2 protein-coding genes are annotated in these 23,818 nt (G+C 40.4%); both read left to right on the top strand.

What is annotated here, in order from left to right; translation table 11 throughout:
• Positions 1-138: 138 nt before the first annotated feature.
• Positions 139-16,008: a non-ribosomal peptide synthetase gene (locus tag H580_RS0100130; RefSeq protein WP_028592998.1), complete on the top strand. Its 15,870-nt coding sequence runs from the start codon at positions 139-141 to the stop codon at positions 16,006-16,008.
• A gap of 60 nt (positions 16,009-16,068) precedes the next feature.
• Complete coding sequence (locus H580_RS0100125; protein WP_036604236.1) at positions 16,069-23,808, top strand: non-ribosomal peptide synthetase; 7,740 nt, start codon at positions 16,069-16,071, stop codon at positions 23,806-23,808.
• Positions 23,809-23,818 lie beyond the last annotated feature (10 nt).

Below are 23,818 nucleotides of genomic sequence, written 5' to 3'. Positions count from 1 at the left end.
TTCAATTAGTATTAGCGGTAACTATATCTTTTGTGCATGAGAGTGCAGAATACAATTACATACAGATTAGCACATTCCCAATTGTTGTTGTTCAGAGAGAACATCTTTTAAATACTGTCTATTGCAGGAGGGACCATAATGTTTACACTGAACTTTAAGACATTAACGGATGCTATTCGACATCGTAGTTCGATCAGAGAAGCGGGAATCACATTCATTGAAGCAGAGCATCGGCAAGATTATGTGACTTATCAGGAGTTATATCAGGAAGCACTTGGATTTCTTCACAAACTTCAGCAATCAGGCGTCCAACCTCGACAAGAGGTTATTTTTCAGATCGAAGATAATCGGAAATTTGTTGTAGCTTTCTGGGCATGTTTGCTTGGAGGAATGATTCCTGTACCTGTTAGTATAGGCAAGAATGACGAACACAAAGAAAAAGTAATCCAAATATGGAAAGTGTTAAAATCCCCCTGCATGATAGCTACGGCTAAAGCATACGAGTATATTGTCAAATTTACAGAAAAAGTGCAGCACTCGGATAAAAATATAATCGATAACATTATGCTGATGGATACACATACAGGAGATCCTGAGCTAGCAAAGATTTATCCTGCGGAATCCGATGATATTGCATTTATTCAATTTTCTTCTGGTTCAACAGGAGATCCTAAAGGTGTTATGCTAACACATCGAAATCTTATACATAATGCCTGCGGTATTATTCATAATACTGAAATTCATGAACGGGATTCTTTCTTATCCTGGATGCCGTTAACACATGATATGGGCTTAATTGCCTGCCACCTTACACCTCTAGTTATGGGAATTCCCCAATACATAATGCCAACAGAACTATTTATTCGCAAACCAATCCTTTGGATGCAAAAAACGCATGATCATCGAATAACGATATTGTCATCTCCTAACTTTGGCTACAAGTATTTTTTGTCGTTCTTTTCACCAGATAAAATTGGCTCTTGGGATTTATCATCAGTGCGTGTTATTTACAATGGTGCCGAACCGATATCATCAGCATTATGCAATGAATTTCTAGATACATTATCCATTTATGGGTTGAAGAAAACAGTTATGTTGACTGTTTACGGATTGGCTGAAGCCTCTGTTGGTGCGGCAATTCCCGTGCCGGGAAATGCGTTTGAAACACTATATTTAAACCGTAATCATTTAAATGTGAATGAACGTGTTATTGATGTCGATCCAGCTGATCAGACCGCAGTCAGCTTCGTAAAAGTAGGACAAGCTATTAAATACTGTCATATAAGAGTATGTGATGATGAGCATCATGTTGTACCTGATAATGTAGTTGGTAACATACATATTAAGGGCGAAAATGTAACACAAGGGTACTACAACAATAAAGAAGCAACAGAAGCTGTGATGTTGTCTGATGGATGGGTGGTAACAGGTGATCTTGGATTTTTTCGGGATGGTGAACTTGTAGTTACAGGTCGAGCCAAAGATATTATTTTTGTAAATGGTCAGAATGTATATCCGCATGATATTGAGCGCGTGGCTGAGGAAGTTGACGGAGTTGAGCTGGGTAGAGTCGCTGCATGTGGAGTGCATAATATCGATACAGACACAGAGGAGATTATCTTATTTGTTGTCACCAAGAGGAAGTTGGAAAAGTTTGCACCACTAGCTATGGAATTAAAACAGTATTTATATCGAGTAGGTGGCTGGGTCATTAATGAAATAGTTCCTATTCGACAAATGCCGAAAACAACAAGTGGAAAAGTGCAAAGATACAAGTTGAAAAAGCAATTTTTAAATGGTGATTATAGTAGTTTGTCTCATGAATTGAAAAGTTATATTTCAGTATGTTCTGAGCAGCAAGCGGAGCTCATTTCTCATAGTCAAGTAGAAGATAAATTGAAGCGGATATGCGGGGAAGTACTTGGAAGAGAACATATAGATATACATGGAAGCTACTTTGATTTAGGAGCCAATTCCCTGCAATTAGTACAGATTTCAGAACGTATTGAGCAGCAATTTGGCATTAGGTTAGCAGTTACGGAACTGTTTGCCTATCCATCCCTTTCACATTTGGCGAAGTATCTAACAGCGGAGCTTAGTAGCGATACGAAAAATATAGTAGATGAACCGGAGTGCGCAAGTAACCAGGAAATAGCAATTATAGGAATGGCACTTCGACTACCTGAGGTATATACAGTAGAGCAGTTCTGGCAGCGATTAAGCGATGGTGCTGACTTAATTCGCCCTATCTCTGAAGATCGTAAGCGAGATGCTAAGCAATTTTTAAGCGCATTGCAGTGGGCAAAGTCAGAAAGCGAGTTTGTTGAAGGTGGTTATTTAGATGAAATTGATAGGTTTGACTATTCTTTCTTCAAAATAAGTCCGAAAGAAGCAGAGCTTATGGATCCTAACCAGCGCTTGTTCTTACAGAATGTTTGGCACACACTTGAAGATGCAGGTTATGCAGGGGATCAAATAAGAGGAAGGAAAGTAGGGGTATATGCTGGTTTTTCGAAGGTAGGATATGACTATGAAAGGCTTGTATCTACGTGTAAGCCAGATTCACTAGCCCAATATATTGTTGGGAACTTACCTTCTGTTTTGGCGAGTCGTATTTCCTACTACCTAGATTTAAGAGGTCCTGCGATCACATTAGATACTGCATGCTCATCTTCGCTTGTTGCCGTACATATGGCTTGTAAAGCAATACAGCAAGGTGAATGTGAGATGGCTGTTGCAGGTGGCATCCGTACTGTATTATTGCCAATCCCGCTAGGACTTGATATGGAGTCCTCAGATGCACGTGCTAAGACATTTGATTCCGAATCTGATGGTACAGGAGTTGGAGAAGGAGTAGCATCAATACTTCTTAAACCTCTTCAGCGTGCAATCGAGGACGGGGACCATATATATGCTGTAATAAAAGGGAGTGCAATCAATCAGGATGGAACAACAGTGGGTATTACTGCTCCTAATCCGATTGCACAAGCGGAAGTTGTTGAAGATGCTTGGAGAGATGCAAATATTAACCCGGAGTCGTTGAATTTTATAGAAGCACACGGGACTGGGACTAAGCTTGGTGATCCAATTGAGGTTAATGGTTTAACACGCGCATTTCGCAAGTACACAAATAAAAAACAGTTCTGTGCTATTGGATCTGTAAAAACCAATATTGGTCATTTGTTTGAAGCGGCGGGTATAGCAGGATTGATAAAGGCGGTTCTTATGTTGAAACACAGGGAAAACACACCGCTTGTTCATTTTCAAGTGCCGAATCCCAACATATCTTTTGAGAGTTCGCCTTTTTATGTAAATACTGACAAGACATCGTTTCCATTACAGGACATGCCGCTTCGTGGTGGTGTCAGTTCTTTTGGATTCAGTGGGACCAATGCGCATGTAGTGCTGGAACAATATACTCCACCGCTACATAAAAGCTATTCATCCCAGCAGAAAAAATATATATTTACATGTTCGGCCAAGACAGAATCAGCGCTCAAGCAATTAGTTATTGATTACAAACAATCATTGCTGAAGTATAGAGATACAGATATCGAAAGTATATGCTATACCGCAAACACTGGACGAGCTCATTGTGAAAGAAGAATCGCATTCGTATGTACGAACCTTAATGAGTTAATTTCAATGTTAAATAAGATTGCTAATGGAGAGAAGGATATGCCTGGGATCTATACGGGCCACTATTCTGTAATTCCGGACTCTTATTCATACCAGGCGGTACCTGGAGCTATTAGGGAGAGTCAATTGAAGCGACTTCAAGAAGAAAGTGAAGAACTTATCATTTCCATGAACATGGATGAGCAGCTATTTAGGTTGTGTGAGCTTTATGTACAAGGTGTGAAGCTAGATTGGAGTAAAATATATGCAACGAAATTTTTGCAGCGAGTGTCGCTTCCATTGTATCCATTCGAACGAAAACGGTGTTGGATTGATATGGAATCTAGTCATTCAATAGCCAATTCCATACCAATAGATGTGAATAAAGTTGATAAAATTCATCTGAATAATGGGATAAAAGTTAGCTCTGGTGGTGATCGTTCAATGCAAAAACATATAACTGATGTTCTTTTGAAGATTGTGAGTAGCGCCTCTGGTTTGGATTTAACGCAGGCTGAAGTGAATATCCATTTCCTTGAAATGGGTTTGGACTCTATTATGCTCGTTCAGGTTAGAAAAGATATTGCTGAACAGTTGCAAGTTGATATTCCAATCAAACAGTTTTTCGAGTCTTTTACTAGCATATATCAACTGGAACAGTATATTTCACAGGTTGCTGGGGCTCAATTACAAGTGGCTGCGGCAAGCAGCTCTATTTCTGCAAATCAAGCTGATGTAACAATTGAAAGAAATAATGTAACTACCGGAAATGAAGGAGTACATGTTGAGCAAGTGCGGGCATCATCGGAGTATACTCCTCCTCACCATTCGAATGTGCAGTCTGACAATTTGAATCATATATTGTCGCAGCAGCTTACGCTGTTAAAAGAGCAGAACGATATGTTCAGCCATATCATGTCGAAACAGTTAGAAGTGTTGCAGCAGCAAGGTTATGCTGCGGCTACAGTACAACAAGAAATACATGGGACGGCACAGATTAAAAATAGTTCTAAGGACTTGCAAGTTATACAGCCGATATCGCTCACTCCTCAAAAAATTAATAATACACCTACGGAGCAGCAAGGAGAAAGGCCATTTGTTCCTTATCAACCTCTTGTGCTAGAGCAAGAAAGTGGATTTAATAAACGCCAAGAAATGTATTTAAAATCGTTCATTGAGGACTTTCAACAGCGAACGATTTACTCAAAGCAGTATACACAATCAAGCCGAAGGCTACATGCGAATAACCGTAACGCATCAGGATTTCGTATGTACTGGAAGGAGATCGTGTATCCTATCATCGCAGCGCGTTCACTAGGTTCTCGCATGTGGGATATAGACGGTAATGAATATATTGATCTTACGATGGGCTTTGGAGTTAATTTATTCGGACATAATCCTTCTTGGCTTAAGGAGGAAATGAGTAAACATATAGAGTGTGATTTACCACCGCTAGGTCCCATGTCGGATGTTGCTGGGGAAGCTGCAGCATTGATCGCCGAGCTAACCGGAGTGGAGCGAGTTGCATTTTACAATTCTGGCACGGAAGCTGTAATGGTTGCGCTTCGCCTTGCAAGAGCAGTGACTGGGCGCAGTAAAGTAGTAATTTTCTCTGGCTCCTATCACGGTACATTTGATGGTGTGCTTGGCGTGGCCGATCCGTCTTCAAATGAGGCAGCTGCAATACCGATGGCTCCAGGGATTGCTTCAAGCTATATCCAGGACATCGTGATGTTAAACTACAACAATCCAAAGTCGCTTCAGTTCATTCGAGAGCACGCTAATGAGCTTGCTGCTGTTCTTGTAGAACCTGTTCAAAGTCGACGACCAGATATACAACCACAACCATTTTTACAGGAACTTCGGGAGATAACGACATCATCTGGTACAGCTTTAATCTTTGATGAAGTGATTACTGGGTTTCGAATTGCAATTGGTGGAGCACAGGCCTGGTTTGGTGTTAAGGCAGATCTTGTTGTTTATGGAAAAGTGTTAGGTGGAGGCATGCCAATTGGCGTTGTTGCTGGAAAAGAAACATTTATGGCTCCGGTTGATGGAGGACTGTGGTCGTTTGGAGATGCTTCGGTTCCTACGCATGCTGCACAAAAAACATTTGTAGGTGGAACTTTCTGTACCCATCCATTAACAATGCGAGTTTCTCTCAAGGTATTACACTATTTAAAAGAACAAGGCACTGACTTGTATGAAGACGTTAATCGGAAAACGACATATTTAACGGATGAATTAAATCGTTATTTTAAGGATGAACAAATACCGATTCATATGGTTCAATATGGAACATTGTTCCGTTTTGTGTCATACAGCGATATTGAGTTGTTTTTCTATCACCTGATTCATAAAGGAATCTATATCTGGGAAGGACGAAATTGCTTCCTGTCTACAGCCCATACAATGGAAGATATTGAGGCGATTATACAAGCTGTTAAGGATACGGTTTCTGATTTGCGCAAAGGTGGGTTTCTTCCTGAAAATCGAAACCATCCAGATGGTGGCGGATCTGGAACTCGTGAAGCTAAATATACAGCTGAACTAGAGACTTTTTCTTATGATCAAGCACGGAATAGTTCGCATGAATTGCTTCCGCTGTCCCAAGAGCAGCGACAAATGTGGATCGCCTCTTTGTCGGATGACTCTTCATCATTGGCATTACATCAGACTTTCGTACTGCATATGCAGGGTGAGTTAAATATAGAGAAGCTGCGTCAAGCTGTTCGTATCATGATGGATCGTCATGAAGCACTCCGTTCCATCGTAGATTCAGATGGAGAATATATTGAGATTCTTAAAGAATATCATGCAGAGATTCAATTGACCGTCGCAGATTTATTACACCAAGATGGAATCGAACATCAATATGAACGTTGGCTTCGGGCAGAAATGAATACGCCATTCGATCTTCGAACTAGATCGTCATTATTTCGAACACGAATATTCAGACGCTCCGATAATGAACATGATGTACTATTTACCTTCCATCATCTTGTAATAGATGGTTGGTCAATCGCTTTATTTATAGGGGAACTAGAAAAAGTATATTCTTCATTGGTAGACGGAAACTCTATTCAATTGCTGCATGTAGCTCAATTTAGTGAATTTACTTCATGGCAGAATGCGGTATTGGAGGGGGAGCAGGCCAATACGGCGATTCATTATTGGCGAGAGCAGTTCGAATCTAAGTATTTAAGTTTGCCTATACCTTCTAATAAAGCTTTAGTGGATCAGAACAAGACAGATAGTCAAAGGTATTCATTCCACCTTGATCATGACGTAACAAGAGCGTTAAGGGAATTCAGCATTCGTGCTCAAAATAGTCTTTTCGTAACGATGTTGGCTGCATTTAAACTATTATTGCACAAAATCACTGGCCAAGAAGATGTAGTGGTTGGTATCCCTACTGCAGGACAATTGCACATGGAACAACATATCATGATGGGGAATTGTGTTAATTTATTACCATTGTGCAGTAGAATCGAGTCTCATTTTTCTATCAAAGATTTCGTTGCTAATCTTAAGAACAATATGCAGCAATGGGAAGAGCATCAGCACATCTCTTTGGCAAATCTTTCAGCTGGTACGGGGTTATCACTTCCGATAATCAATGTACTATTTAATATGGACAGACCGATAAGGCAGCTGCATTTTTCTAATTTACAGACTCAGATTGTACCTATTCCAGCAGCACATTCGCATTATGATTTATTTTTAAATGTTACGGAAATTGGTCAACAATTGCGGGTCGATGTAGATTATAGACTGCACTTAATAGATGAAAAAACGATTCAAGAATGGATGAGCAGCTTTATTCAATTGCTGCAGGTTGTGGCTAACAATGAGGATCGGGTTGTTCATGAGCTGTCTATCGTTACGGATGAACAACAAGAGCGACTTGAGCTGTTATGCCTATCTAACATGGGCGATATTTTGAATCGATTGATGAGTGTGAATGGTTCGGTACAGCAGAGTTCTGTCTCTATGGTCGGAGTTCATGACCAATATAATCAACCAGCTGTTTTTGGTACGGTAGGCAACATTCATCTGTTCACTGACCGTTGGATACGGACGGAATTTAAAGCATCTGTCACAGTTGACGGGAAACTTGTATGGAAAGATGATGAGAAACGAGTTGTTTCCATTCAAGGTCGTCTTGTGAATCTGTATGAGCTGGAGATGACGCTTTCTTCGTTGCTAGATGGAGCTGGATGCGTGGTAACTACGAGGAAGCTGCTGAACGAGTTATCCAATGAACCTCTTCCATCTGTGGATGAAATCATCGTTTTTGTAGTTACGGATGCGAGCAGCAAAGATATTAGAAACAAACTCTTTTCGAAATTACCTGACTACTTGACACCACGACTTTGCATCCCGGTTAGTGTTATGCCTGTTTATCCCGATGGACGCATTGATGAATCTATGTTATTGGATTTAATTAAACTTTCACATCCCGAACATATTGATGATAACGATATGAGCACAACGGAAGCGCGGATCATTGCCATATGGAGGGAATTACTCGGAGTATCTACAGTTGGTCGTTATGATGACTTTTTTAGTCTGGGCGGAAATTCCTTGAAAGCAACTACGCTGCTTTCGCGGCTTTATGAACAATTTGGCAAGTTAATACCACTCGGTCAATTTCTTGCTTCTCGCACAGTAAACGAACTGGCACGTTATATGGACGGATTAGAACCAGACACCTATATTCCAATACCGCTTGCCCCTAATCAGGACGAATATGTGATGTCTCCTGCACAGCAGAGAGTATATATGTTTGAGCAGCTTGAAGAGGGTGGGTTAGTTCAAAACATCTCGGGTACTATTCGTATTCAAGGACCGCTAGATATAACCCGATTAACCGCCGCATTTCAGCAATTAACGGATCGACATTCTATGATGCGGGCAAGTTTTAAGCTGCAAGAAGGGCAACTTATTCAGAAGATTACTAATAATATCGATCTCACGATTCCGATCAAGCCTGTAGATCCAATGTATTGGAAAGAAGAAATGAAAAGTTTCGTTCGACCTTTTATTTTGGATTCTGCACCGTTGTTTCGGGTACAGTTATTAAGTTCTGCTCCCGACGATCATATGCTATTGCTGGACATGCATCATATTATCTCGGACGGCTATTCGATGGAAGTCCTTATGCAAGAACTCATCTCTATTTATGATCGGGGTTCAATTAAACCAGAGCGAGTACAATATCAAGACTTTGCGGCGTGGCAGATGGAACGATTGGGCAATGGAGAGTTGAAACGTGAAGAAGCGTATTGGTTAGAGCAATTTGCGGGGAATACTCCATTACTAAATCTGCCTACTGATTATAATCGCCCTCAGCAATTGAATTATGAGGGGAATCGTTTCTCCATTGTGTTGGATGATGCACTTAAGCAGGGTATTCATACCTTAGCACAAGAAACGGGTACTACATTGTTTATTGTACTACTTGCTGCGTATAAAGCACTTCTTTACCGCTATACAGGTCAAGAGGATCTTATCGTGGGAACTCCAATGTCAGGACGCGATCATCCAGACACGGAGCACATCATAGGTTTGTTTATTAATACAGTTGCAATTCGTACCATGCCTAGTTCCTCCACTACCTTCTTGCAGTTCGTAGAGCAGGTGAAGGAGAGAATGTTGATGGCTTACGAGCATCAACAATATCCGTTCGAAAAATTGGTGCAATTGCTGCAAGTTCAGCGGGATGCCGGTCGTAATCCGTTGTTTGATACGATGTTTGTATTACAGAATATGAATTTGCACGAAGTACAACATGCTGATTTGACTTGGACACCTTCAGAGTACAATCCGGGTGTATCGCAATTTGATTTAACATTTAATATTGAGGATCGTAATAATACGCTCATTCTTCTTATCGATTTCAGTACCTCTTTATTTAGAGATTCTACGATTAGTAGAATGGCTGGACACTATATACAATTACTAAGGGCGGTAACTAAGAACCGAAATTTAGCACTCTCGGAAATTCCAATCTTAACAACAGAGGAAGAGAGTCAGCTCATCTACCAATTTAATGAAACGTATTTGGAGTATGATAAGCAACTTACCATTCAGGAATCGTTCAGAAGACAAGTTGAGAATAATCCAGACGTGGTAGCTTTAATCTTTGGGGAAACGGAGCTTACCTATCGCCATCTTTTCGAAGAAGCAAATCGTTTAGCTCATTACCTTCAACGCCATGGAGCAGTACGTGGCTGTACAATTGGTATCATGCTTCGACGTTCACCAGAAATGATGATCGCAATCCTTGCAGTGCTTCAATCGGGAGGAGCATATGTGCCGATTGACCCTGATTATCCGGCTGAACGAATCGAATATATGTTAACAGATAGTGGAGCATCTTTAGTAATTACCGATGATTTCTATCCTATTCAAACAACTGCTCGTCGTATATCAATCTCTGAAAACTCCATCAAAGATGAAAGTTTGGAGCCCTTACAAGAAAATCAATCGACAGAGGATGTTGCTTATATCATCTACACTTCGGGATCAACTGGAAAGCCTAAAGGTGTGTTGATATCACATAGAGCCGTTCAAAATTTTATGGCTGGAATGTGCACTCGAATTGCTTTTGAACCAGAGAAGACGATATTGGCGCTTACTACGATTTCATTCGATATATTTGTTCTTGAAACTCTATTGCCTCTATGTCGTGGTATGAGAATTGTACTTGCGGATGAAGAACAGCAAACGAATGCGGTTGAACTTAAAAAGCTAATTACTGAGAAACAGATAAACATATTGCAGATGACACCTTCGCGATTAAAAATGTTGATTGCATGTGATGAGAAATGTGAATTTTTGGATCCTGTAGAAGATCTAGTACTGGGTGGCGAACCATTACCGGCATACTTGCTAGGACGACTTCAGGATGTAGGAAATGTTAGCATTCACAATATGTATGGTCCTACCGAAACAACGGTCTATTCAACGGGCATTGATATTACAAATGAGCAGGTAATTACGATTGGTAAACCGATTGCCAATACGCAAGTGTATATCGTAGATGCCTATAATCAGCTGCAGCCAATAGGTATTCCTGGTGAGGTGTGTATCGCTGGGGATGGTTTAGCGAATGGATACTATCACCGAGAACAGTTAACGAATGAAAAATTTATACCTTGTCCGTTTAGTGAGAACCAATTGATGTATCGATCTGGTGACTTAGCTCGTTGGCTGCCCGATGGAACAATAGAATGTTTAGGTAGATTGGACTTCCAAGTGAAGATCAGAGGTTATCGTATTGAGCTAGAGGAAATCGAAAAAGCACTGATGAAGGTGGCGGGCGTACAAGAAGCAGTAGTAGTACCTCGAGAAAATGACTCGGGTATTCCGTATTTAAGTGCTTATGTGCAGCTCATTTCAGAAAGCAGTGTAGGGGAGTTGAGAAATGGACTTTCCAAGCAACTGCCAGAATATATGATACCTTCGACATATACATTTATGGATAAGATGCCTATGACACCAAATGGGAAAATTGACAGAAAGGCATTGCCAGTGCCCGAATTCATCCTCGATGATCATCAATACATTTCACCCGAAGGGGACGTAGAACTACGTCTTGCGGTAATGTGGCAGGAAGCATTAAATGTTCCGAGTATCGGAGCAACCGATAATTTCTTTGAACTAGGAGGCCATTCTCTTAGTGCGACGCTTCTTATCGCTCGTATGAATCAGGAGCTTCAATTAAGTATTCCTGTTCGTGTAATGTTCAATCATCCAACAATTAGGCAATTGGCGAACTGGATAGGTCTAGCACAGTCAACTGAAGTGGCCGAAATTCCACGGGCAGAGGAAAATATCTACTATAAGGCATCGCCTGCACAGAAACGATTGTTTATTGTTCAACAACTTGATCCAGCAAGCACAGCCTATCATATGACGGCAGCGATAAAGTTGATTGGCGATCTGAATCGTACAAGACTGGAACATACATTCCAGCAATTGATAGCGAGGCACGATGCTTTCCGAACGTCCTTTCAATTGATTGAAGATATGCCTGTACAAATAATAGATCATTCGATTGAATTTGAAATTGACGATTTGGGTCATATACAAGAAGAGGATATTGAAGAACATGTATGCCGATTTATACAGCCATTTGATTTAGGTAAGGCGCCGTTATTCCGTATTGGACTTTCCAAAATGGATGAACTGACTCATTTGTTAATTCTGGATATGCATCATTTAATCTCGGATGGCACTTCTATTCATCTCATTATTAATGATTTCAATAGATTTTATCAGGGTACAGAAGTAGAACCTGCAAAGATTCAGTACAAAGATTATTCCGAGTGGATGTATGCACAGGTTGACATTAATCTTGCCGCAAAAGAATATTGGCTTACTCAATTTAAAGGGGAAGTTCCAATACTGGACTTTCCAGCAGATTATCCACGTCCACAAGTTCAAAGCTTTGATGGAGATCAGTACAAATTCGTGCTGAGCGAACAGGATACCGAACGGGTAAGACAACTTGCTCTACTAACAGGTACGACCCCGTATATGATCTTGATGGCAGTGTATCAGATCCTGTTGTCTCGTTACAGTGGACAAGAAGATGTTATAGTAGGGTCGCCTGTAGCAGGAAGACAACATGCTTCGCTGCAAGAAATAGTTGGTATGTTTGTGAACACGATCGCTTTGCGTAGTAAGCCAGAGGGAACCAAGTCTTTTTCAATTTATTTACTAGAGATGAAAGGGCTTGTGCTAGATGCTCTTGAGCATCAGGACTATCCATTAGAGCAGTTAATTGAGCAATTAAGCCTACCAAGAGATGTTAGCCGCAATCCACTATTTGATGTCATTTTTACTTACAATAATGTGGAAATTGATAGAATGCAGATGGAAGATCTGCACTTGGAAGATTATCCTTTACGCGTTCGAAAGACCAAGTTCGATCTAGCATTAACCGCTCAAGAGAATGGTGACAGCATTAGTATGGACTTTGTTTACGCTAAGCAGTTGTTCAGCAGAAAACGAATAGAGCGTTTGGTCGAACATTTTCTGAATATACTGCATGCAGTAATGGAACATCCAAGCATAAATATTGCTGCTATCGATATGTTAGCTTCCGAGGAACAAAGGCAGCTGCTGCATGATTTTAATGGAAGGCTTCGAAGCGAACTAGACTCCCACTCGTTTATTCAAATGTTTGAGCAACAAGTTCGCCGTACACCAGATCATGTTGCTGTCGTTTTCGGAAATGATCGACTTACTTATGCCGAACTTAATAGAAAAGCAAATCAATTAGCATTTGAGTTAAGCTCCGCATTGGATAATCGCTCATGTACTCAGCCGATTATCGCTATTTTAGCAGAGTATAGAATTGAGACAATGATTGGGCTGTTAGCCATTCAAAAAGTAGGAGCGGCTTATGTGCCAATTGATCCTGAATTCCCTACGTTGCGTATGGAGTATATGCTGCAAAATAGCGGGGCTTCTCTACTTCTATCTCCTCAAGCTAGGGGAGATTTGAATACAACGATTCCAACATGTTTGATCGATGGTGTGTTGGATTACGTGGGAACTGACGAAAAATGTACTTCGTATACACTTGAATCTAATGATCTCATTTATGTTATCTACACGTCAGGCACAACAGGACAGCCAAAAGGTGTTATGGTTGAGCATCGTAATGTAGTGAACTATCTAGATTGGTTTGTAAATGAATTTGGTATTAACGATAAAGATCGAACCGTTCTTCTCTCTTCACCAAGTTTTGATCTTGGCTATACATCGATGTTGTCCGCACTGATAAGAGGTGCAGAATTGCATATATTGAATAAGCACGATTATGTAGATCCTTTATATGTGACTCAATATATTTCTGATCATCACATTACTTATGTAAAGGCAACACCGTCTATGTTCCATCTTCTGATCAATAATGATGGTTTTTCTATTCAACAAGGAGCATTGGAAACTTTGCGTCTCATCGTGCTTGGCGGAGAGAAAATAAATACGTTAGATATCGCCCAATACCATAAACAATATTCCAATACAACGATTGTTAACCACTACGGCCCAACAGAGGCGACAATTGGCTGTATTGCCGCACCAATCGATTTCGACCAATTACATCGATCTAACAGCACACCTGTACTTGGTAAGCCGATAGACAATGCGCGAGTATATGTTATAAATCGATATGGAAAACTTCAGCCAATTGGAGTCTTAGGTGAACTTGCTATTGCTGGAGCTGGTTTATCACGAGGTTATTTGAATAATGAGAGTTTAACTGCTGAGAAATTTGTTACTAATCCGTTCTCCGATGCAGAAAACAACAGAATGTACCTGACTGGAGATATCGTAAGATGGTGCGAGGACGGAACGATACAGTTTTTTGGGAGAGCCGATCATCAAGTCAAAATAAGAGGATATCGCATTGAATGTTCTGAGATCGAGCATCGCCTTATTGAGCATCCCCACATTAGTGAGGCAATTGTCATTTTGAAGGAGGAAGAAGGAAAATCCTTCTTAGTGGCTTATGTTGTAGCTGATATTACGGTCGATGCTGTGGAGGTTAAACGGTGGGTAACGGATGGGCTTCCAGAATATATGGTTCCTACACATGTCATTCATATGGAGCGAATTCCACTAAATGAGAATGGAAAAGTAAATGTCCATGTTCTGCCGCAGCCACAATGGATGAATACTTTGAGCAGCACGGTTGAACTTCCTACAAATGAAGTGGAATCAGCATTAGTTGCAGTGTGGGAAGAAGTGCTTGGATTACACCCAATTGGGACGGATGCTCATTTTTTTGAGCTAGGCGGCGATTCAATTAAAGCACTGCAAGTTTCTTCACGAATGCAACGCCATGGTTTGAAAATGGAAGTTCGGCATCTTTTCCAACACCCAGTCATTAGACGTTTGAGTAAATATGTTCAACCAATTAAAGCACAAATTGATCAAGGCTTAGTATTGGGTCCGACTGAACTAACGCCGATACAAAGGCGATTATTCGACCTAGGATGGGAAACCGTACAACATTATAATCATTCCGTCATGTTGTTGAAGCCCGACAGGTTTGATGAAACATTGCTAAGAACGGTGTTTACATTGCTAACCACACACCATGATGCTTTACGAATGAGATATAGCTATGAAACGAATCAGGTTCTTCAGACAAACAAAGGTCTAGAAGGTAACCATCACGAGTTATTACTGTTTGACTATATGGATATTGCTCAAGAATATGCTGAGAAAGAAATGGAGACGCAAGCTAATTGTATTCAGCAATCTATGCGACTTGACAGTGGTCCGCTTTTGAAGGCTGGGTTGTTTAAGACGCAACAAGGTGATTACTTACTGTTAATTATTCATCATGTAATCGTAGATGGAGTGTCTTGGCGCTTCCTTATCGAAGATCTTGAAACGGCATACACACAATTAGAGAGCAAGCAAGAAGTAAAGCTACCACCCAAAACGGATGCGTATCAACGATGGTCTAAGCAACTGCTCTCCTATGCGGATAGTAAGGATATTCGAGGAGAAGTCATGTATTGGCAGCAGCAGGAGCAAATTGAAACACGACTCCTACCAAAAGAAAATGTCATTATGCAGCGTATGGAAAGGAATAGTCGTAAAACAAGTATTAAGCTTGAAAAGGACGAGACCTACCAACTCTTGCATGAGGCGAATCGTACCTACAGTACAGAAGTAAATGAACTTTTACTGTCTGCGTTAGTAATGACATTGCAGACGTGGATAGGTGGGAATGGATCATTTATTGTACATCTTGAAGGTCACGGTCGAGAAGATATTATGGATGACATCGACATTTCAAGAACGGTTGGTTGGTTTACTTCGGTTTATCCGTTTGCTCTTGAATTGATAAGTACTTCAGATATGAGCCGCAGTATCAAAACAGTAAAGGACAACTTGCGACGTGTTCCAAACAAAGGTATAGGCTATGAAATATTAAGATGGTTGACCACCCATCGTTCTGACTTGCCTCTTACTTTTAACTTAAAGCCGGAAGTTATATTTAATTATCTAGGTCAATTTGATCAATTATTACCGGGTGAACGCCTTCAAATTTCTACATTAAGCACTGGTTCAGATATTGGACCGGAGATGGTGAAGCGGTATGCATTAGAATTTAATGCGATGATTGTTCGAGGCGAATTGTGCTTAGATATTCATTATGATCGTAATGAATATCAATCGGCAACAATTGATAAATTGGCTACTTCGTACCGGCATTACTTGAAGGAAGTTATTTCTCATTGTACGGGCAAAGAAATGGTAGAACATACGCCAACGGATTTTCACTTTAATAAATTGTCTCAGCAGCAGCTAGATAAAATATCAAATCTTTTCAAAGTGCATTCGAAGAAATGAGCACTTCTTTAAAGAGGACCAGCTCATTGAAATTCCAATAAAATTTGGGAGTGTCGAGCATTGAATTATGAGATCGAAAATATATACACGTTGACTCCACTTCAAGAAGGTATGTTATTTCATTCCTTGCTTGATCCTGAATCAAACGCTTATTTTGAGCAGTTTGTATTTACATTAAGCGGTCAGATTGAGGTAGCGCTGCTGGAGAAAAGTTTTAATCAGATTATTGAACGCTTTGACGTGTTAAGAACTGTGTTTATCTACAAGGAATCAGAGCAACCGTTACAGGTTGTGCTTCGGAAGGTAGAGACCAATATTCCTTTTGTAGACCTTACAGATCTTAGTCCACTCGAGCAGCAGCAATATGTAGAAGAGTTTAAGAATCGTGAAAAGGAAAAAGGTTTTGACTTGCAACAAGATGTGCTCATTCGATTGTCTCTATTTCAAACCACGTCTTCCACATATAAGGTGGTATTTAGCTTCCATCATATTATTATGGATGGCTGGTGCCTTGGTATTATTGCTAAACATTTATTCGGCGTCTATCATGAGCTGCAGCAAGGTAAATGGATGCCAAATCATACGATATATCCATTTAGTGATTATTTGACTTGGTTGAATGCTCAAGATAGCAGCAGCGCATTACAGTATTGGTCTGATTATTTACGTGACTTTGAAAATCAGACTTTACTTCCTAGTCAACATAGCTATAATCCATTAGCGGAATTTAAATATTGTCGTCATTCGTTCCGCTTCAGCGAAGAAACAAGTCGCGACTTGCTAAAGCTTGCTTCCGAACAGAAAGTTACCATAAGTACTGTGTTCCATGTTATGTGGGGCATATTGCTGCAAAAATATAATCATAGTGATGATGTCGTATTTGGTACGGTAATCTCCGGCAGGCCGCCGGAGATTGTCGGTATCGAAGAGATGGTTGGTCTATTTATTAATACTGTTCCTATACGAGTAACAGGCAGCTGCGACATGACTTTACCTAATCTACTGCAGAACATAAACGTTGCTATGGCTGAGGCTAACACTCATGGGCACGTATCTTTAGCAGACATTCAATCCTTAACGACATTAAAGCAGCACTTAATCCAGCATATTATGGTTTTTGAAAACTATCCGTTGGAGTCAGAGCTGATCGATAGTAATCATGGAAATAACAATCAACTATCCATTTCAGATGTTGTAGTAGAAGAACAAGTGAATTATGACTTTGATGTAACGGTGTTTCCTGGTGATGAGATAGAGGTTCGCTTCACATACAATGGAAATACTTACGAAGAATCGTTTGTACAGAGAATGGAGTTTCACCTAAAGCAATTAGTCAATCAAATGATAGATAACTCGCAAATTACGTTAGGTGATCTTAGCATCATTACTGAAGAGGAACATGCACAGATTGTTCAGTTGTTTAATGGAAAGAAAACAAATTTTGAACATGCTCTTACTAAGACGGTTCATCAATTATTTGAAGAGCGGGTATTGCACAATCCTCATGCCATTGCTGTGAAGTATAGAGAACAGCATATGACCTATGGACAGTTAAATGATAGAGCCAATCAAATTGCTAGAAGGTTAGTTCGACTTGGTCTACAGCCGGGTGACTTTGTTGGAATTATGATGGAGCGTTCTCCATTAATGCTGCAAAGTATATTAGCCATATGGAAAGCAGGCGCAGCTTATATTCCGCTAGATATGAGTCATCCAGAAGAGCGAATTATGTCCATTATGATAGACTCTGATGCACGAATATTGCTTAGCGAAGCGAATTGTGCAACGGATACGTTGAAGCAAAGACTTGGTGCAAAATTGGTCGAGCTAGACGAGCAGATGAAGGTTATTGAGCAGGAGGAAAGCATCAATCTTGATTTGCCAATATCCGTGAATGACTTAGCATACTGTCTATTTACATCGGGATCAACAGGACAACCTAAAGGGGTTATGATCGAGCATTTAGGTATGCTCAACCATATTCTAGCTCAGCAAGAAGCTCTAGGTTTATCTCAGGAACTTGTGTTTGCACAGAATGCTAGCCACTGTTTTGACATTTCTGTATGGCAGTTCGTATGTGGTCCCACACTTGGAGGTACAACTGTTATTATTCCTGATGACATTGTAATGGACCCGCGAAAATGTATAGAACGAATTCAAACAGAAGCTGTTACGCTTTTAGAGGTTGTGCCGTCCTATTTAACGGTGCTGATGGATTTGATTGAACAGGATTCTATTGTTCTTTCTAACTTGTCTTTATTGATGATAACCGGAGAAACGGCTACTCCAGCAATTGTGAAGAGATGGTTCTCGTTATGTCCTACTATTCCAATGATAAATGCATATGGACCTGCTGAGGCTTCGGATGATGTATGTCAGTATAAATTTGATGAGTACCCTTCTGGAAGCATGGAACAGATTCCTATTGGAAGTCCATTAGCAAACGTTAATATTTATATCGTTGACCAACATTTTCAGTTGTGTCCAGAAGGTGTTACCGGTGAAATTTGCGTGAGTGGGATTGCAGTTGGTAGAGGGTATCTTAATGACGAGGAACGAACTCAGCGAGTGTTCCTAACCGATCCATTTACATCTGATCCAGGGGTACGGATGTATAGAACGGGTGACCTTGGTAAATGGCGTAAAGATGGAATGATCGAATTTGTGGGAAGGCGCGATCATCAAGTAAAAGTCAGAGGATTTCGGATTGAACTTGGTGAGATTGAAAATCATCTTGCCTCCCATCCATTAATTATTGAAGTGGCTTCTGTAGTATGGAAGGAAGGCGAAGAGTCTTATATTTGTGCCTACTATAAGAGTAATCAGGCTATACATGATGACGAATTAAAATCGTATCTAAGTCGTTATTTGCCATCCTATATGGTACCTGCATGCTTTATGCGATTAGAGGAAATGCCTCTCAATGGAAGTGGGAAAATAGACCGTCAACAACTGCCACGTCCATCGCATCGAGTTAACGATGAATATATTGCACCACGCAATACAACGGATGAAATGCTATGTGAGATATGGAGTGAAGTATTAGGCCCACATCATTGGGGAATAGAGCACAACTTCTTTAACTGTGGAGGTCATTCTCTGAAGGCAACTGTATTGATCTCCAAAATTTATAATCGCTTGGACGTAAATGTGTCGGTAAGAGATGTGTTCCGTCTACCTACGATCTGCGAAATGTCGGATTACATTCATACATTAACTCCTGCAAGGATAGAGCAAATACCTGTAGCTGAAAAATGTGACTATTATCCAGTTAGCTCCATGCAGCAAAGAATGTACGTATTACATGAGTTGGAGGATAAGAGAAGCGTAGCCTACAACATGCCAAGTGCGTATCGAATTCAAGGAGAGCTGGATGTTGCAAGGTTAGAACAGGCTGTGCAAGCTTTAATAAGACGGCATGATCTATTACGAACGGTATTTGAAACGATTGATGGAGTTATTGTACAAAGGGAATGTACGAATGTTTCATTTGCTATTGAACGAAGTGAGGGGTCAGAAGTAACAATTGACTCTGCTATGCGTGCATTTGTTCGACCGTTCTATCTAGAAGAAGCTCCGTTGCTTCGGATGGAAGTGTTGAAGATAAACGAGCAGGACCATATCTTACTTGTTGATATGCATCACATTATTTCAGATGGCATATCAGGACAGATCATTGTTAACGAAACCATTGCTCTATATACACAACAGCAGCTGCCTGAACTAGCTCTACAGTATAAGGATTATGCAGTATGGCAGCAGCAACGTTTGTCTGACTCAAGAATGGTGGATCATAAAGGCTATTGGTTGCAGCAGTTTAGTGGGTCATTACCGCTGCTGAATTTGCCTTTAGATTACAGGAGGCCAGTCCAACAAAGTTTTGCAGGTAATACGCTGAGATTTACAGCAGGCGCTGAACTAACCGCACAATTGAATCAGTTTGCATCACGGAATGGAGCAACATTATATCATGTTCTACTTGCTGCTTATTATTTGCTGTTGAACAAGTATTCCGCTCAGCATGATATTATAATCGGCACGCCCGTTGCAGGCCGTAATCATCCGGATTTACACAATATGCTGGGGATGTTTGTTAACACGCTAGCATTACGAATCAAGTCGCAACCTGAACAAACATTTGAACAGATAGTAGATACGATTAAAGAATTGTCACTCGAAGCGATGGAGCATCAGGAATATCCATTCGAGCAATTGCTTGACGAACTTGATGTGAAGCGAGATACGAGTCGCAATCCATTATTTGATACCATGTTTAATCTTTTTGATGCTGAAGAACATGAAATCCAATTAGACAACTTGCATATTACCCCACAAGAATTAAATCACCAATCAGCGAAATTTGACCTCATGTTAGATGCACTTACAGAGACAGATAATATTTATTTTGATTTACAATACTGCACTGATTTATTTAAGGAATCTACAGCTAAGCAACTCTCATCACATTACTTATATATTCTAGACCAAGTTGCGTCTGATCCTAGTGTAGCTATTGGAGTTATAAATGTATTGTCGGATACGGAAAGTAGACATCTTATTCAACAATTTAGTGGAGTACAAAAGGATTACGATTTTAGTAAAAATGCAGCTCAGCGTTTTGAGCAATATGCTATAAGCACTCCAGATCACGTCGCAGTTATTTATGAGCATGAACGAATTAGCTATCGTGAATTAAATGAGCATGCCAATCGCTTGGCACATTACTTGTTACGGCAGCAAATAGCTCGTGAAGAAGTTGTGGCTGTCATGTTAGATCGGACACCGCATTTTATAAAGAGTGTTCTGGCAGTATGGAAAGCAGGAGCGGCTTATGTTCCTATTGATCCAGCTTATGGGATGGAACGTCAGCGAAATATTGTACAAGATTCTGGGGCGTCATTGTGGATTACGTTATCGGAGTACAAGGAAACGGTTCAACAGGTAGCATTTGAAGGAACGATTCTGTTTATTGATGAAATTGAACAGCAATTGCTGTCAGAGTCTGTATCAAATCCTAAGGTCGAATCGGATATACATGATTTGGCGTATGTTTTGTTTACTTCTGGATCAACAGGTAAGCCGAAGGGAGTTATGATTGAGCATATTGGCATGTTAAATCATATTCTAGCAGAAGCGGATGAACTACATTTAGATGAGAGCTTAGTGTTTGCCCAAAATGCCAACGTATGTTTCGATATTTCGGTGTGGCAGTTTTTTGGACCGCTAGCTATTGGTGGAACTACTGTCATTTACTCAAATGCCCTGATTCTAGATGTGGAGACGTTTCTTAACCGCATGGATGATGATGGCATAACCTTATTGGAAGTTGTCCCGACCTATTTATCTATCATGATGGACGTGCTTGAAAAAGGTCATCTTGTACCATCAAATTTACGCATGCTTATGATCACGGGTGAAGCTGTCAAGCCAGAGACAGTGAAGCGTTGGTTCCGTTTATGCTCTCATATTCCAATGGTTAATGCGTACGGGCCTGCTGAGGCATCGGATGATAGTATTCAATATCTAATGAAGCAAGCTCCTGAGGATATGCAGCTCATTCCTATTGGAATACCTATACCTAACGTAAATGTATATGTCGTGGATGAAGCAATACGATTATGTCCTCTTGGAGTTGTTGGAGAAATATGTATAGGTGGACTTGGTGTAGGTAGAGGGTACATCAGAGATTCTGAACGAACGAAGGGCTCCTTTATACTTGATCCGTTTTCGGATGTACCGGGACAAACGATATATCGGACAGGGGATATGGGCAGATGGCTAGCAGACGGCACAGTCGAATACTTCGGTCGTCAAGATTTTCAGGTGAAAATAAGAGGCTTTCGCATTGAGCTAGAGGAAATTGAGGCAGTGCTTCTTCAACAATCTGTTGTAAAAGAAGCAGTGGTCAAAGTGCTAACGAATGAGGGGGAAGATCCTTATTTATGTGCTTATCTGACCTCAAATTCAAATGAAAAACTAGATTTAGAGAGTTTGAAGTCTGAACTTTCAATAGCACTTCCCTATTATATGGTTCCTACGTATTTTGTAAATTTGGAAGCTATGCCGTTATTGGATAACGGAAAGATTAATCGTAATGCGCTGCCTGAACCAAATTTAAATGTAGGTACAACGAAAGTCGCTGTTGATCCTACAAGTAAACTTGAGTCACATATGGTAGAAATATGGGCAGAAGTACTTGGCCACCAGCAAATTGGAACCAATTATAATTTCTTCGAACTTGGTGGAGATTCGATTAAAGCGATTCAAATCTCTTCTAGACTTAGCGCATTAGGTTACCGTATGAAAATAAAAGATTTGTTCCAGTATCCGCAAATTGCTCAGTTGAGCCCTTGGGTAACTTCAGAGAATAGAGAAATCGACCAGAGTGCAGTTGAAGGGGAGGTGCCATTTACTCCTATTCAGCATTGGTTCTTCCAACAATCATTCGTTAATGCCCACCATTGGAATCAATCGGTCATGTTGTACAACCCAGAAGGTTATGATGCGAAAATAGTGGAGCAGGTATGGGGAGATATCGTTAAGCATCATGACGCTTTGCGAATGGTGTATAAAGATGAAAAGGGTTCTGTCATTCAAATTAATCAAGAGTTAAGTGCTTCAGTACCTCAGCTAGAATATGTTGATGTTTCCCATCTTTTAGATACTTCATCAGCCATTCTACAACATGCTGAATCGGTTCAATCTTCGATCCATTTAGCTGATGGCCCATTAGTAAAGCTTGCATTGTATCACACAGAGAATGGAGATCATTTGTTTATTGTAATCCATCATTTAGTTGTTGATGGTGTGTCATGGCGCATTTTGTTTGAGGATTTCGCAGCAGGGTATATGCAGCTAACACGCAATGAGCAGATTGTGTTCCCATCAAAAACGGATTCTTATAAATATTGGGCAGAACAGTTGTTGAAATATGCAAATAGTAAGACGTTAACGAAGGAAATGTCTTATTGGGCTCAAGTAAATGCAATGAACATGGCTCCTTTGCCTAAGGAAAGCTTGAGTAATAGTAATGATATAAGAGTAAAACACAACCGAAAGTACTCTTTTGAACTTCAGCAGGACGAGACTGGATTGCTCCTTGGACCTGCGCATGTAGCGTACGGTACAGAAATTAATGACTTGCTTTTATCAGCACTTGGTATTGCCCTTCAACAATGGGCAGGACATGAACAAGTGGCAATCTCTCTAGAAGGTCATGGGAGAGAAGAGTTACTAGATAAAGTCAACATAAGTCGAACTGTGGGATGGTTTACATCGGTATTCCCAATCGGGCTCGATATGGGCGCTCCAAACGATCTCTCGTACACGATTAAAAACGTGAAAGAATCACTTAGACGTGTACCGAATAAAGGAATCGGATACGGGATCTTAAAATATCTGACTGCGGTGGAGTATAAACAAGGCATGCAGTTTGAGCTAGAGCCCGAGATCAAATTTAATTATCTTGGTCAGTTCGATACAGATATCAATTCAGGTGTATTCCAAGTCTCTCCACTAGATTGTGGGCAAAATGAAAGTATGGACGGCGATAGAGAAGTAGCTTTAAATATTGGCGGACTAATTGAGAATGGCAAGTTGAGGATCATGATCGATTATAACGCAAATGAATTTAGCAATAGCCATATTGCCAAGTTGGCTGATGCGTTCCAGTCGGCACTCCTGAGAATTCTAGAACATTGTATCTCGAAAGAGGAAAAAGAGTTGACAGCATCAGATGTTGGTGCGGAGGATTTATCCTCAGAGGAATTAGACGAAATTCTACTGTTCTATAGTAATTAGATTTGCTGCG

Source organism: Paenibacillus assamensis DSM 18201, assembly GCF_000422445.1.
GTDB lineage: Bacteria > Bacillota > Bacilli > Paenibacillales > Paenibacillaceae > Paenibacillus_B > Paenibacillus_B assamensis.
This window is presented reverse-complemented; position numbering and strand designations above follow the sequence as displayed.

Coding starts and splice junctions, on each gene's coding strand:
- H580_RS0100130 (WP_028592998.1), top strand. CDS start 139: ATGTTTACACTGAACTTTAAGACATTAACGGATGCTATTCGACATCGT.